This is a genomic window from Streptomyces alanosinicus (assembly GCF_014650595.1).
In the GTDB taxonomy this organism is placed as follows: domain Bacteria; phylum Actinomycetota; class Actinomycetes; order Streptomycetales; family Streptomycetaceae; genus Streptomyces; species Streptomyces alanosinicus.
In genome coordinates this window covers 124,422-139,190 of the sequence record NZ_BMVG01000016.1, presented here as the reverse complement: position 1 = coordinate 139,190, position 14,769 = coordinate 124,422, and the positions used below count along the sequence as shown (strand labels likewise).

Here is a 14,769-nt window from a genome sequence, read left to right as displayed (position 1 = left end):
GAGTCGACTGAACGCCTCTGACCTCACCCGCCCCCGTACATCCCGTACATCCGTACATCCCGTACACAGGAACTGTCAGCTGTATCGGGGAAGCCAGACGGGGGCGCTGCTGCCGCGAGGCAGCAGGACGTCCCGGAAGCGGCCGGGAGTCCTGGACATGATGACCTGGTCGGTGACGCCCTGGTAGTGGCCGCAGGGGGTGTCCGCGGTGAAGGTGTCCGGGTCCAGGTAGGCGTGCGGGGAGTCGGGGTCGGGGTCGAGGGCGACCTCGTGGGCGTAGTCGCGGTCGAAGACGCCGAGGCTGAGGATCCAGGTGGCGATGCGGGTGAGGTTGAGGGTGACGCGATAGCTGCCGCCGTCGACGGCGCGGCGCATCAGCGCGGCGATCGCTCCGGTCGTGGCCAGCCAGGACAGGACGTAGTCGTTGACGACGCTGATGTACGGCAGGGTGGGCGTGCTGGTCGGCCGGGCGGCGACACCGTCCGCGCCCTCCATCAGCATGATGCCGCTGAGCGCGCCGGCCGTCTGGTCGAAGCCGACGCGGTGGGTCCATGGGCCGCTCTCGCCGGCGAGCGAGATGCTGAGGTGGATGATGCCGGGGTGGACTGCGGCGGCCTCTTCGGCGCTCAGGCCGATCTTCGCCAGGTAGCCGGGGCGGCGGTTGGCGTAGAAGACATCGGCGTCGCGCAGCAGTGTGTGGATCTTCGCCCGGCCCTCGGGGCCGTAGGGGTCGATGAAGGTGGAGCGGACGCCGACGTTGGCGGTGTTGTAGGTGGAGTCGTGCTCCAGTTCACCCGGCCGCCAGATGTTCAGCACATCGGCGCCGTGCTGGGCGAGGTCCCTGCCGACTCCGGCGCCGGCGATGATGTGGCCCATGCCCAGGGCGCGTACACCCGACAGCGGCTGGGCGGCCGCGCCGGCGAGCGGTTCGGGTGCGCTGTCGCCGATCTTCTCGATCTTGATGAGGGGTCCCTCGGCGATGTGCTCGTAGGCCGCTTCCCGGAGGAACTCCTCGGTGGTGCGCAGCATCGGCATGACGACGCCGGCCTCGTCGCCGGCCTGCTCCAGGTCGGCGGCGTTCCACTGGGCGACGGCGTCCGCGACGGCCTGCTTCTCGGGCCAGGTCCGCAGCAGTTTGTACACACCGTTCTTGATCTTCGGGTAGGGGTTGAGCGGCATGACCCAGCGGCCGTCGCGCGCCTGGTAGAAGTCGAAGCCGAGGGGATTGGCCGGATCCGCGGGCGTGCCGCCGGGGTAGCCGCCCAGGAGTTCCCACTTCTTGTCGTAGAAGGGGCACAGCCGGTGCGGGGCCTTGCGCAGGTCCATGGTGATGTCCTGGCCCTCGCCGCCGCGGTGTCGCCACAGGGCGGCCAGGGCGACGGACTTGGCGGTCATGCCCAGGGCGGGGACGGCGCCCAGGCGCATGATGCTCGGGACGACCGGGTCGCTGCCGATGAAGGTGATCTTCCCGCCGCTGTCGGCGGGGCACAGGCCGGCCGAGGCGAGGACGTCGCGCAGGGCTTCGTGGGTGTCGAAGCCGTCGTCGTGGGTGACCGGGTCGGCGAGGGCCTTCTGGACGCGGTCGGTGAGTTCGTCAGCGCTCATGGGAGGGGGGAGCCTTTGCGGTGTCGGGATCCCGTGGCGGGGCGGGGTGGGGGTGGGGTGCGGTGGGGTGGGGTGAAGGCAAGGGCGGGGCATGCGGTGTGGTGCGGGGCCGGGGCAGCTGTCGAAGCGGTCGCCGAGGGCGCGCATGACGGCGATCTGTCTGCGGTCGCGCTCGGCGGCGAGTTCGCCGACGGTGCCGCCGAAGTCCTGCGCCTGCTCGGTCAGCAGACGCCTGGTCGGCTCGTCGAAGGCGACCTGTTCCTGGGCCATGTCGGCCCAGCGGCGCTCCATGCCGATGCCGAGGTGGCTCATGAAGTGGGGCAGTCCGCCCTCGCCGCCACCGAGGTGGAAGGAGCGGAAGGGGCCGACGACGGCCCATCGCTGTCCGAGGGACGAGGTGACGATGTCGTCCAGTTCCTGCATCGTGACGACGCCTTCGCCCACCAGGTGCACGCACTCGCGGAAGAGGGCCGACTGCAGCCGGTTGGCGACGAATCCCGGCACTTCCTTGCGCAGCACCTGCGGGCGCTTGCCGAGTGCCCGGTAGAAGGCACGGGCGCGTTCGACCGTCTCGTACGAGGTGTGTTCCCCCGGTACGACCTCCACCAGGGGCATCAGGTGCGACGGGTTGAAGGGGTGGCCGACGACGAGCCGTCCCGGGTCCTTGAGGGCGGTGGCGATCTCGGTGGCGGGGATGCCGGAGGTGGAGGTGGCGAACAGGGCGTCGGCGGGGGCGTTCTCCTCGGTGGTGCGCCACATCGCGTGCTTGGCGGCGAGCCGCTCCGGGCCGTTCTCCTGCACCAGGTCCGCGGCGCGGACGGCGGTGGCCAGGTCCGGCTCGAAGCCGAGCCGGGCGGTCAGTTCGGAGGTGTCCAGCCCGAGCGCCCGCAGCGAGGGCGCGGCCTCGGCGAGGTGCCCGAGCACGGCCTCGTCGATGCCGGGCTGCGGGTCGCTGACGGTGACGGACAGGCCGCGGGCGAGGAACAGCGCCGCCCAGGAGGCGCCGATGACTCCTCCGCCGACCACGGTGACGTCGTGGATTCCGGCGATGCCGGCGTTCTCTGACATGCGGGATCACTTCTCTTCTCGACGTTCTCGGCGTTCTCGGCGGGCGGTCGGGCGGCGGGCCGTCGGCTCCCGAAGAGTCGATAACGGCATAAAACGTCGCACAGATCCCGGCGAGCCGCGTCGATGGACACCCGCCATCGCCGAGGAAACACCGCAGGAGCAGGTCTCCGCCCGAAGGACGGGGACCTGCTCCTGGAGAGGGAAGGAGTTCCCTCACATACAGGGAACCTCGCGGGTCAGCGGAGCGTCCGGGTGAACTGGTAGGCGCTCTGCGGGGTTCCGCTGCAGCTGTCGGAGAGCTGACCGTTCGTCGCACAGGCCTTGTCGCGCCCCAGGGACCAGAAGGACAGCTCCTGAATGCCCTTGGACGCCGCGAATTTGGCCAGTGTGGACGCGTTGGCGGTGCTGAAGACCTCGGACTTGGTGTCGTTCACCCCGATCATCGGGGTGTTCCCCTCCATGGCCCACAGCTGTGCGGAACTCTTGCTCGTCCAGATCCGGCCGAGCTGTGAGTGCAGGGCCGTCGCCGCATCGGTGGCGGCCTTGCCCATGTCCATGGCCGGCCCGTAGTCCATCGTCATGATGTTGACGAGGTTCACGTTCAGCCCGTTGCTCTTGGCGTTGTTGAGCAGGTTGATCGAGTTCTGCTCCAGGCCGGTGGGGTTGACCGGCAGGGTGTACTGGACGTCCAGATGGCGGCCCGCCGTCGCGTACTCGCTCTGCAGCTGCGCCAAGGCCTTGTCGCGCCGGTCGTTGGCAGCGGTGTTGTCGAGCGTCGAGCCCTCGATGTCGAGGTCGACGCGAGTGAGGTTGAGGCTGTCCACCACCCGCTTGTACTGGGCCTTGAGGGAGGAGACCGACGTACACGCGGCACCGAGTTCCGTCCCGGAGGCGCCGCCGAAGGACACGATGACGTCACCCCCCGCGGCGCGGAGCGAGTTGACGGCGGAGACCCACGAGGCATCGGTGACGGACGTGTCCCCGTTGAATGTCGCGTTGCAGCCGTTCCCCGCGATGACGAAGGCCAGGGTGAAGTACTTCTGCCCCGACGCGTTGCGGGCACCCGCGAGAGCCGAGGGGGAGTTCCATGTCTCCGCGTAGGGCGCGGAGTACCGGGCGGGGAAGCCGGGACCGGGATTGGCCGCCGCCGGGACGGCGGATGCCGCGGGGGCGAGGACGGGGGTCACCACGGTGCCGACCGTGGCGGCAATGCCCAGCATGTACCGGCTGATTCGACGCATGTGTCCTCCAGAGGCAGCGCGCGACGCACGCTGGTGGGGGGGGTAGAGGCATGACACACGGGTGTTCAGATGTTCAGATCTGCGAACACCCTTTGCTCACATGAACAAGCTGGTGTCATTAAGGCCTAGACCAATACCTCCGTCAAGCCCTCTCGCGGGAATACGCAGACCTTTACGTCGCCCCCGTCCCCTACCTGACGACCCGACAGAGGACCGAACAGGGTCGCCCTACGCCCAAAGACGCACTGTCAACGAACGTTTCCAGACTCCAAACGAGCGTTGACATCCAGTACCGGACTGCCGTCGGTACGCGTGCCGCACACCACTCTGAATCATCCGCGCAATCGCCTGTCGGACCTCGCCGGCAGCGTCTCCGGTCAGTTGGGCGTCTCGGCGTGCTGGGCCCGGAAGGTGTGCTCCGGCGAAAAGGCCCCCGGCATCGAGCTGTTGCACGGTCTGGTCGGCTTCGCTTCCTCGTCGACAAGGTCTCCGTACAGCTCGCCACGCCCGTGGCGGTTCTCGGCGCCATCGGGTTCGCCCTTCCGCCGGCGGGCCCCCGCGTGGCGGAGACCGCCCGTGTCGTACGGCAGTTGCGGCAGCTGACGCCACTGTGGCGCGCACCGCAGAACGTGCCCACTCCGGGCGCGCTGCGGGCCTCGGTGCCATGGTGGCGTACTCCCCCGGCCGTGCGCTCCTCACCGCACGCAAGACGTTCCTGTACGACGTGATCCTCGCGCTGGACCCCTACTGCGACCCCGCCACGCACGAGGCCGCCTACCAGGCGGCACTGCGCAACGGCGGGGACGAGCCGCGCGCCGCGGTCACCGCCGACGGGGTCATGATCCTCGCCGCGCGGGATCGGCAGCGTGCCCTCCCCGTGCCACCGCACGATGCCGGGCACCCGCCGGAGCGGCGCGCGAAGGATCTGATCCCCCTGTCCCTCGCCCTCGCCTCCCCCGAACTGGCCGACCTGTTGCCCCAGTTGACCCCTTGAGTGAAGGCGGTCCCTCACGACTGATGCCTCGCGCCGTGCCCCCGTCCGTGCGGTCGTCATCGGGGGGGGAGCATCGCCGGCACACTCGCCGCCGCCGCCCTCAAGGGCCGGTTCGATCACGTCGAGATCGTCGAGGCCCACGAACTGCCCGAGGGCCCCGCGCCGCGTACCGGTGTCCCCAGGCCGTCCACTGCCACTTCCTTCAGACCGGCGGCGCCGAGGCGATCGAGGACCTGCGTCCGGGCAGCACCGCCCTGCTGCCGGCCGCGGGCGCCCACCGCGTCCCGGTGACCACGAACATGGTCATCCGCTCTCCCGAGGGCACGCCCACTGACCACAGGGCCTTGTCGCGCTGGGTGACGCGGCCGCGGCCTTCAACCCTGTGTACGGTCAGGGCATCTCGGTGGCGGCCCAGGGCGCCGTCGCGCTGCGCGACCTGCTCGCCGACGGGCTCACGCCGGCGTTCGCCCGGCGGGCCCAGCGCGCCATCGCCCGTCCCATCGGCAGTGCCTGGGCCCTCGCCACCGGGCAGGACATCCACTTCCCCACCACGAAGGACAAGAGCCCCGGTCTCGCCGACCGTCTCCTGCTCCGCTATGTGGGCCGGCTGGCCCGGACCGCGACCGGGTCCTTCCACGCCGACACGGCCCTGACCGATGTGCTCTCCCTCCAGGCCGCCCCCGCGACCCTCGTCAGGCCCGCCGTCCTGCTGACAGCGCCCCTGGGTCCGCTGCGCACGCCCCACGAGCCCCCCCCGTTCACGCCGGCCGAACGCGCCCTCCTCGATACTCTCCAAAGTCTCCAAGAGCCCTCAAGTAACCAGAAGAAGACGACGACTTGATGACGCCTGCGCCTCTCTCGGCCGCCCACGCGGTTCCCGCCGCGACGCCCAACGAGCGGGATCTCGCTGGCCGGATTCCAGATGTGTCGGTAAAGGCGCTGCTGACACCCCCGGTGGCCGTACGCCAGCATGAGGACCATGCCCGAGACGCCGAGCACCGCACGCAGGATCGCCGACGAGCACGTCGCGCAGGTCGCCGCCCTCGACCCCGTGTTCTCGACCCGACTCGGGCTGCGCCCGGAGGACGACCGGCAGCCGGACCTGTCTCCGGAGGGGTTCGACGCGCTCGCCGAACGGGCCCGCCGCACGCTGTCCGCGCTCGACGCGAGCGAGCGCGAGGCGGAGAAGGAGGGCGCGGTGGCGGACGGCGAGGCGGTGTCACGTGGCGCGGTGGTGGAAGGTGGCGATGTGGGGGCGTGCGCCGAGGCGGTGGCGGGCGCCGAGCGCAACTGCGCCCGGCTGCTGCGGGAGCGGCTCACCGCACACCTCGCCCTGCACGAGGCGGGTGACCACTTCCGCGAGCTGCGCAATGTCGGCTCGCCCCTGCACCACGTGCGCGGCATCTTCACCCTGATGCCCACCGACACCGAGGACGACTGGGCTTCTGTCGCAGGGCGGCTGCGCAACGTGCCCGGTGCGCTGGACCGTTACCGGGCGACCCTGAGCGAGGGCATCGCCCGCGGGCTGCTGTGCGCGCCCCGGCAGGCCCGGGCCGTCATCGGTCAGCTCTCCGCCTGGACCGGCCAGGACACCGGCGGCGCGAGCTGGTTCGCGAGGTTCACGGCCGATGGTCCGGAGCGGCTCAGGCCCGAGCTGGACGCCGCCGCAGACCGGGCGACGGCCGCGGTGGCCGGCTTCGCCGACTGGCTGCGCGGTACCTATCTGCCCGCCGCCGAGGGCACCCCGGACGCGGTCGGCCGCGAACGCTATCTGCGCTCGGCCCGCTGGGCCATCGGCGCACAGCTGGACCCGGCCGAGGCGTACACCTGGGCCTGGGAGGAGTTCCACCGGACGGCCGCGGAGATGCAGGCCGAGGCCGCCCTGGTCCTGCCGGGCGCCACCGTCCGGGAGACCATGGACCATCTGAACCGGCACGGGCACGCCATCACCGGTGAGGAGAACATCCGGTCCTGGCTCCAGCAGATCATCGAGGAGGCGATCGACGCCCTCGACGGCACGCACTTCGACATCTCCGGCCCGCTGCGCCGGGTCGAGACGAGGATCGCGCCCCCGGGCAGCTCGGGCGCTCCTTACTACAACGGACCCAGCCTCGACTTCAGCCGCCCCGGACGCACCTATCTGCCGACGCTGGGCCAACAGACCTTCCCCACCTGGGAGATCGTCAGCACCTGGTATCACGAGGGCGTTCCCGGGCACCATCTGCAGACCGCTCTGTGGACCGCCGCGGCAGACCGGCTGAGCCGCTACCAGATCACCCTCGGCGCGGTCAGTGCCGACAAGGAGGGCTGGGCGCTGTACGCCGAGCGTCTGATGGACGAGCTGGGCTTTCTCACCGATCCCGCGCGGCGCCTCGGCTATCTGGACAAGCAGATGCTGCGGATCATCCGCGTGATCATCGACATCGGCATGCACCTGGAACTCGCCGTTCCCGCCGGCTCCGGCTTCCACCCCGGCGAACGCTGGACGCCTGAGCTGGCCACCGCGTTCATGGCCGCCCACCACGGCAGCGAGACCGCCCGCCGCACCAGCGAGATCGACCGCTACCTCGGCTGGCCCGGCCAGGCCATCGGCTACAAACTCGGGGAACGCGCCTGGCTGCAGGGCCGCGAGGCCGCCCGCCGCCGATGCGGCGCCGGCTTCGACCTGCGCACCTGGCACATGAACGCCCTCACCCAGGGCTCCCTCGGCCTCACCGACCTGGCCGACAACCTCGCGTCGCTGTAGCCACCGGCAAGGAACCGGCGCGGGGATGCGAACCCGCGTCACGCTCTTGGTGGCAGAAGGGGCCGCAGCCTGCGCACCTGCACACCATGACCGTGACGCGGACGCGGACGCGGTTCAGCGGACCGTCACGTTGAAGACCGGCGAGGCCGTGTTGCCGCTGACGATGCGCAGGTCGTTCTTGCCCTTCAGGCCGAGCTTGACGCCGAGCGAGTAGGAGCCGCTGCGCAGGACGGGCGTGGACGCGGGCAGGCTGACCCACTTGCCGTGCTGCTTCTGCTGCAGGGTCACCTTGGTCCCGGCCTTGATGCCGGTGGTCTTGCCCGTCACCCGGAACAGCTGCCAGGCACGGACCGAGGTCACCGACGGGGTGGCGGTGATGCCGGCCTTGGCGGCCGGCGCCTTCTGTACGACAGCGACGGGAGACGCGGCGGGGGTGGCCGGGGTCGCGGCCATCGCGGTGCCGGCGAGGGCGAGGGAGGCCGTACCGAGAGCACCGACAACGGCGATACGCAGGGAGCGTCGCTTCGAGACCAACACAGTTATGTCCCTTTCCATGGGAGATCACATTTTTACGCTGAAAGCGCACTACGTGATGATTGGCGTAGTCACTAGAAGTGACGTCACCTCGAAGCAGGGCGTTCATCGCGCTATGTCGCCGTCTTGTAACAGCAGAGCGCCCCCGCGCCGCCGGCAGATGCCAGTCGTCCGCCGTCAATCCGAGAGGAGAGCGTGAACGGTCATGCGCCGGGGTCGTTCGCGTCGGACGGATCCGGCTCGGTCCGCTGCGAGGAGGACGGCGGGAAGAGAAGATCCTCGTACAGGTCCAAGGCCAACAGTACGAAGAACAGCATCACCGGCACGAGCAGGGCGAGCACAACCATGATGCCTCCCGGCACGACAGTGACCACGGGAACGGCAACGGCAATCGGTCCGCTTCCAGCTTGAGCCGAATGGGGGTAAATGGCACGCCGAGCCGGAAAGGATGTAGGCCGGTCGGGTGAGATGTACGGGCCCCCGGGAGTAGGTCCCGCGCCCCATGCGCACTTCGATCATGGCGACTAGCGTCGGCGCCCATGGAATACACCGGGACCGCTCGCCGTCCGGCAGCGGAACGCAAGCGGGACACACTGAAGCGGCTCACCACCGAGCGCGACATATGGGTGTCGACAGCCCATCCGGATCATGGGCCGCATCAGGTGCCCCTGTGGTTCCTGTGGCACGGGCAGGCGGTGTGGATGTGTACCGGAGCCGACTCCGCAACCGCACGGAACGTCCGCGCAGAGCCGCGTGTGCGTCTGGGGCTGCCGGACACCTCCGACGTGGTACTGATCCAGGGTGCGGTGGACTGCTTCCCGGACGACGAGGTACCCGCCGAAGCGGCGGACGCCTACACCGAGAAGTTCGGATGGGACCCCCGCACGGAGGAGGGGGCCTTCCTGTACATCCGCGTGGCACCGAAGACCGTGCGCGCCTGGCACGGCGAACCGGAACTACGCGGCAGAGTCGTCATGCGCGACGGCGCATGGCTGACGTCACAGCCATCCACTGAATGACCGTCAGTTGTCTATTGCTCGCCGGACCTTGTGCACGAGCTTGACGATGCCCCAGACGGCCAGGCCTCCCAGGACGAGCAGCAGCAGGATCGCCTGCCAGAGCGGCATCTTCTTCGTCCCGGAGGACGAACTGCCGTAGCCGTGGCGGTAGGAGGAACCGCCGGAGCCCCTCGACCTCCGGTAGCCGCCGCTCTTGCTGACGCCGCCGCCCTTGCCGATGCCGCCGCTGATTCCGCGCTGCGACGACACCGCGAGATGTGACACGGAGTCACGCGCCGGCGCCGCCTGGGCTGTCGCGGGCGCCGCTCCGAAAAGGGCGCAGATCAGGAGGAGTACGGACGCACAGCGCATGGGGATCCCCGTGGTCGTGGTGGGTCGGGACGATGATCGCGCCGGGGCGCAGCGATGCACCCTAGACATGAACCGGTGCTTTCGTAAACCCGCGAACGCTTGGACGCGTCTGCGGCGGACGCGCCCTGGCTCTGCCGGACGCTGCGGCCCGGAGTCGGTCCGCGTCGCGCCCGGCCCTCGCCGGCGGGTTCTCCGGGCCCAGCGTGACGGGCCCGGGACCGGTCCCGATCGCCCGGTCCTACGGTGCCGCCGGACTCCGGCGGTCCGACCGGGGCGTGGACGGCGATGCAGGGCGGGCGAGGAACGATGACCATGGACGACGGCATGCACTTCCCGGAGTACCGGGCTCCCGGGGGATGCATGGGCGGGCCGGCCGTACCCACAGTGGGGTTGGCCGCGATCAGTGGTGCGCTGACGCAGATGTCCCGGGACGGCGACCCCGATTGGCTGCTCCTGGGGCCTCTCTGCTCCTGCTGTTGCTCCTGACGCGTATCGCCTCCGGTCATGTCGCGACGCTCACCGGGCCGGACGGCATCACGGTACGGCTGCCGGTCGGAGCGCGTCACACGGCATGGCCGGACATCCAGGCCATCGAGATCCAGGCCGATCCATCGGCCGTCGCGGACGCCGGCGTGATCGCGGAGTACGTGGTGATGTACGACCGCCACGGACGCCAGACGCTGCTCCCCCACCTCAACAGCAAGACGGTGTTCACGCTGCACGAGGACGTGACGGAGCTGCGCGCGCTGTGGGAGCGGCTGCGCGGCAAGGACTGGGTGGCGCTGCCGGAGGTCACGGAGAAGATGGCCAGGACACAGCGCCATATGAACCGGCACCGTGGGATCGTGGCCGGGGTGGCGGCCTGGGGGCGGTGTGATGGTGACCGACCTGGTGTTGATCCTCGTACTCCTGCCCACCGGGGCTCTCGACGATTCCGGGGAGAACACGCTCACCGTGGCGGCCTTGGGGTTCGCCGTGTTGGGCGGCGCGGTGGGTGTCGTACTCGGCCGCCGGCTGATGCGACAGGGGGCGAGCGGCCCGCGCCTGCCCGGACGCGCCGAAAGGGCCTGCACGAGTGAACTCCGGCCCCGACGTGGATGAACGGCCGTCGCCGAGCAGTTCCGCACACCGCCCGTACAGCAAAACCCGTTGCCCGCTGTCGAGCCCCGTGAGAGCATCCACCGACATCTGCGAATGACAGGTACCGTTCGATGTACACAACAGAGCTGACAGAAGCCTGCATCGAGGATGCGAGCAACGTCTTGGTTGCGCCTTCGACGTTGCAAGACAATGAACTGATCAGGGACTTCTTCGGGTCCACCATCACACCAGAGGACCTTGCTTCTGGTTCGCTCGACCTCGCGCAGAAGACGGTCTACCTGTGTGGTGATGTATCCGGGATCAGCGGCCGCCAACTGCATGCGGCTGCCCGGGTATTCGTCATCCGGGAGCTGTCACACGGCCACCATGAGGACGTCGACACGCTGTGGACCCTCGTCGACGTCGGCCGAGTTCCCATCCGCGTACATGGCGTCGGCGTGTACTACCGCCGATTTTTCGGACTCGGCGCCGATCATTTCGGACGGATCAGTGCGGAGCACGCGTTCCAGTCCCTGACGGAGTCCACCAAGCCTGGAACAGCCCATCGCAGCGGAATCTATCTGACGCCCGTCACACGAAACGGTGACGAACTACATTTCCGCCTGCTCCGGTGCTCCACGAATCTCTCGGGGCCGACCGAGAACTTTCGCCCGACAGACACGCGCATCGTCGAGGCTCTGAACCGCGAGGCCGGCGCCGTCTTCCGGAACCAGGCACCGCTCAATCACGTCCTCGCTCAGATCTATCACAACACCCTTGCCACGGCCGAGCGCAAGCAGTCCAAGGCCAAGATATCGGCCCATGCCGACAAGACCAAGGACATGCCCGTCAATGGCGTCATGGCCTTCTGCACCTTCTATGACCGCCTTGAGAAGCTGCAGCCCCTGGCCGAAGACGCCTTCGACTATGGCGTGAAGGGCGCCAGCGGGCTGACCAGACTCCACTTTCGCCTCAAGGAGCCGACCGGAGAACGCGACGGGGTCGCGCTCCCTCCGCAGTTCACCCTGACTCTCTACCCGGGCTCCGTGTTCTTCATGCCGCTGTCCACCAACCGCCTGTATACGCACGAAATCCGGCCCTCAATGTTGGACGCCGAGTTGCTCCCGACCCGCCTGGGATACGTGGTGCGCTGTTCGAGCGCCGAAGCCGTTCACAAGAACGATCGCACGTTCCTCAAAGTGGCCGGAGATCTGGTGGAGTTGGGGCCACTCACACCGGCCGGCATGGACAAGCTGCGCAGGCTGTACGCCGAGGAGAACAGGACCTCATCCTTCATCGACTACGGCGACGAATTTTTCTTCAGCATGAACATGGGAGACTACGTTGCCCCCCGAGTATAAGATCTCGGATGAGATCATCTCGTGCGCTTTGCCGACCGAGGGGAATCTCTTTGCGGAGCTGTCCGCGTCGGTTCGTTGGGAAGACGTAGGAAAAGGCCGACGAGGCGCCGTGCTCACCCAGCTCGACGAGGCGGGTGGTGTGCCTCTCGTACGTACCACCACTCGATACAGCAGCCCGGCGCAGCGTTTCGGGACGGTGCACGAACAGCTGGCGCAACAGATCCAAGAATGTGCGGCGCTTTCGGTCGACTTCAACAACGCTCTCATCGAGAGCTACACGAACGCTTACACAACCATGGGCAGCCATTCCGACCAAGCCCTTGATCTGGCCGACGGGTCATTTATCGCCGTCTTCTCCTGCTATCAACATCCCGAAGCGAACCCGCCGAGGAAGCTGATCTTCGAATCAAAGGGGTCCGGTGGCGAGAAGTTCGAGATCCCCCTCGCCCACAACAGTATCGTCGCGTTCTCTGTCGACTCGAATCGACGACTCAGGCACAAAATCGTATGGGACGCGCCCGTCCGGATGACGGACAACCAATGGCTGGGTGTCACGTTTCGAACGTCAAAGACCTTCGTCCGGTTTCGCGACGGACATGTATACCTCCCGCAGGGTGCGCGCCTCATGTCGGCCGACGATGAGCAGAGACGCGAGTTCTACCAACTACGGCGCCGTGAGAACAATGAAACGGACTTCATCTACCCCCTGCTGACGTACACCATCAGCGAGAGCGACCTCATGCCGCCCGTCTGACCTTGAGGGCTTTCGAATGACGACAAAGGCCGCAGCGCCGCCCCCGGCTCCGCCCTCCGCTCCCGGTGACACAGAGGCGCGTCACGGCGAGACGTCGCGTGCCCAGCCGTCCTGCCTCACCCGGTTGGGCGCCCGCGCCGGCCACGGTTGGCGCCGGCCGTGGCTCACGGACAGCGACACCTGCCGCCCAGCGGGTGTTGCCCCCTGCTCCGTGTCGGTTCTTCACCTAGCCTGACCGCGCGGTCGCGGTCCATGACGTGGACGCGGAGACAGGCAGGTGAGCGATGCAGTTCGAGGCCGTTCTCGATGTGCCGGTGCCGATGAAGGACGGCACGGAGTTGTCGACGAACGCTACGCGGTCGCGGTCCAGGACTGCCGCGGGACCTTCGGATCGGCCGGCGTGTTCGTGCCCCATGCGCACGGCGCGGCGGACGGCGCCGACACGGTGTCGTGGCTGGCCGCGCAGGAGTGGTGCGACGGCAGTGTCGGCATGCTGGGTGCCTCCTACCTCGGCATGGTTGCAGTGGCTGGCCGCCGCGTCCGGGGTGCCCGAGCTGAAGGCGATCGCACCCGCGGTGACGTCGGCGGACCTGTACCGGGCCCCCTGGTAGTCCCTCGGCGGCGCGTTGTCCCTGGACAGCATGCTCGGCTGGGCCACCACGATGGCGCTCAACGAGGCGCGGCGGGCGCTCGCCGACAGGCATGACGTCGCCGGGGACATCACCGCGCTCATGGCAGGTCTGGCCGATCGCTCCGTCCTCGCCGACGCCACCCCGGTCGCCGACCGGCCGCTGCTCTCCGCCCACCTGCCGTGGATGGTCGACGTCGCGATCGGGCACCCCGAGCGCGACCAGGTCTGACGAGACCTCTCCGCGCTCGACCGGGTCGACTCGCTCACCACGCCCGCACTGCACATCGGCGGCTGGTACGACATGTCCATCGGTCAGACGCTGCGCGCCTACGGCGAGATGAAGGCACGGCCCGGCACGGCGCGGGCGCGCGAGGGCCAGCGTCTGATCATCGGGCCGTGGAGTCATGATCTCAGCGGCTTCCTGGGCTATTTCCCCAACCGGGACTTCGGTGTCACGGCCGGTACGGACGCCGCGGCGCTGGCCGAGCCGCACCTCGCGTTCTTCGACCGCTGGCTGAAGGGCCGTCGGGACGCGTTGGACGGCCGCCGGCCGGTCCGGTTGTTCGTCATGAGGGTCGACCGGTGGCGGGACGAGCCGGACTGACCGTTGCCCGGCACCGCCTATACGGCTTACTACCTGACGGGCGAGGGCCCGGCGAACAGCGCGGCGGGAGCGGGGCGGCTGTCGATGACCGAGCCGGCCGTCGGTTTCGTCGACAGCTACCTCTACGACCCGCGTCGGCCGGTCCCCTCCCTCGGCGGCACCATGATGAACACCGGCGGCTACGACGGTCCGGCCGACCGGCGTCCGGTGCACGGCCGTGACGACGTGCTGCTCTTCACCACCGAGCCGCTGGAGCAGCCGGTGGAGGTGACGGGGCCCGTCACGGCGCGACTGTTCGTCAGTTCGTCGGCGGTGGACACGGACTTCACCGCGAAGCTGGTGGATGTCCACCCGGACGGCCGGGCGATCATCCTGTGCGAGGGGATCCAGCGGATGCACTACCGCCATTCCCTCACCGACCCCGAGCCGATGACCCCTGGGCATGTCTACGAGATCGCCATCGACCTCGTCGCCACCGCCAATGTCTTCCTGCCCGGCCACCGGATCATGGTCGAGGTCTCCAGCGGCAACTTCCCCCGCTACGACCGCAACTCCAACACCGGCGGTGTCATCGCCCAGGAACACCTGGCCGACATGGTGGCCGCCGTCAACCGGCTCCACCGCGGAGCCGAACACCCCAGCCGCATCGTCCCGCCGGTCGTCCCGCGCTGGGAGTTGGCCCGAACGGGCGGCGGAAGCCGTTGTCTGTCGGAGGCCGGGGAGGGGTTCCGACGAACATGGGCCGGCCGGCCGACGATCAGAGCGTGGTCGTAGGGAACGC

Annotated in this window: 13 protein-coding genes and 2 pseudogenes; 10 read left to right on the top strand and 5 right to left on the bottom strand. The window is 68.9% G+C overall.

Annotated elements, in window-relative coordinates:
- Positions 1–75: 75 nt before the first annotated feature.
- Positions 76–2,673 carry a 3-hydroxyacyl-CoA dehydrogenase NAD-binding domain-containing protein gene (locus IE277_RS49270; RefSeq protein WP_308433430.1) on the bottom strand — a complete coding sequence of 866 codons (2,598 nt, stop codon included), beginning with the start codon at positions 2,671–2,673 and terminating at the stop codon, positions 76–78.
- A 236-nt stretch (positions 2,674–2,909) separates the two neighbouring features.
- Complete coding sequence (locus IE277_RS28010; RefSeq protein WP_189956483.1) at positions 2,910–3,914, bottom strand: chitinase; 1,005 nt, start codon at positions 3,912–3,914, stop codon at positions 2,910–2,912.
- Between the two features lie 664 nt (positions 3,915–4,578).
- Here IE277_RS28010 and IE277_RS28005 point away from each other — a divergent pair.
- The 3 genes from IE277_RS28005 (at position 4,579) to IE277_RS27995 (ending at position 7,654) form a co-directional block, all read left to right on the top strand.
- Complete coding sequence (locus tag IE277_RS28005) at positions 4,579–4,908, top strand: DUF6545 domain-containing protein (protein WP_189956482.1); 330 nt, start codon at positions 4,579–4,581, stop codon at positions 4,906–4,908.
- A gap of 382 nt (positions 4,909–5,290) precedes the next feature.
- On the top strand, positions 5,291–5,749 hold the full coding sequence (locus IE277_RS28000; protein ID WP_189956481.1) for a hypothetical protein: 459 nt from the start codon (positions 5,291–5,293) through the stop codon (positions 5,747–5,749).
- A gap of 138 nt (positions 5,750–5,887) precedes the next feature.
- Entirely contained in the window at positions 5,888–7,654 is a 1,767-nt protein-coding gene (locus IE277_RS27995; protein ID WP_189956480.1) for a DUF885 domain-containing protein, read from the top strand.
- Positions 7,655–7,768: 114 nt separating this feature from the next.
- Here IE277_RS27995 and IE277_RS27990 read toward each other — a convergent pair whose 3' ends face one another.
- Together IE277_RS27990 and IE277_RS27985 are read right to left on the bottom strand one after the other, a co-directional pair.
- Positions 7,769–8,188, bottom strand: a complete 420-nt coding sequence (locus tag IE277_RS27990; protein ID WP_373310893.1) for a hypothetical protein — start codon at positions 8,186–8,188, stop codon at positions 7,769–7,771.
- Between the two features lie 203 nt (positions 8,189–8,391).
- On the bottom strand, positions 8,392–8,535 hold the full coding sequence (locus tag IE277_RS27985) for a hypothetical protein (RefSeq protein WP_189956478.1): 144 nt from the start codon (positions 8,533–8,535) through the stop codon (positions 8,392–8,394).
- A 192-nt stretch (positions 8,536–8,727) separates the two neighbouring features.
- On the opposite strand from IE277_RS27985, the gene IE277_RS27980 reads away from it, so the two are divergent.
- Positions 8,728–9,207, top strand: coding sequence for a pyridoxamine 5'-phosphate oxidase family protein (locus tag IE277_RS27980; RefSeq protein WP_189956477.1), 480 nt, complete (start codon positions 8,728–8,730; stop codon positions 9,205–9,207).
- 3 nt (positions 9,208–9,210) lie between these two features.
- Here the strand turns inward: IE277_RS27980 and IE277_RS27975 are convergent, their stop codons facing one another.
- Positions 9,211–9,456, bottom strand: coding sequence for a hypothetical protein (locus IE277_RS27975; RefSeq protein ID WP_189956476.1), 246 nt, complete (start codon positions 9,454–9,456; stop codon positions 9,211–9,213).
- Positions 9,457–10,034: 578 nt separating this feature from the next.
- Between IE277_RS27975 and IE277_RS27970 the strand changes: the two genes are divergently transcribed.
- From IE277_RS27970 to IE277_RS47510, 6 genes and pseudogenes are all read left to right on the top strand, one after another.
- Positions 10,035–10,637, top strand: coding sequence for a hypothetical protein (locus IE277_RS27970; protein WP_189956475.1), 603 nt, complete (start codon positions 10,035–10,037; stop codon positions 10,635–10,637).
- A 132-nt stretch (positions 10,638–10,769) separates the two neighbouring features.
- Positions 10,770–11,999 carry a hypothetical protein gene (locus IE277_RS27965; RefSeq protein WP_189956474.1) on the top strand — a complete coding sequence of 410 codons (1,230 nt, stop codon included), beginning with the start codon at positions 10,770–10,772 and terminating at the stop codon, positions 11,997–11,999.
- Positions 11,983–12,753, top strand: coding sequence for a hypothetical protein (locus IE277_RS27960; protein WP_189956473.1), 771 nt, complete (start codon positions 11,983–11,985; stop codon positions 12,751–12,753). The genes IE277_RS27965 and IE277_RS27960 overlap by 17 nt, the downstream gene beginning before the upstream one ends.
- A gap of 277 nt (positions 12,754–13,030) precedes the next feature.
- Positions 13,031–13,222 (top strand): annotated as a pseudogene (locus tag IE277_RS47520) (CocE/NonD family hydrolase); the annotation flags it as partial.
- Between the two features lie 157 nt (positions 13,223–13,379).
- Positions 13,380–13,613: a hypothetical protein gene (locus tag IE277_RS47515; RefSeq protein WP_229882014.1), complete on the top strand. Its 234-nt coding sequence runs from the start codon at positions 13,380–13,382 to the stop codon at positions 13,611–13,613.
- 21 nt (positions 13,614–13,634) lie between these two features.
- A pseudogene (locus IE277_RS47510) lies at positions 13,635–14,762 on the top strand (CocE/NonD family hydrolase); the annotation flags it as partial.
- Positions 14,763–14,769: the final 7 nt, after the last annotated feature.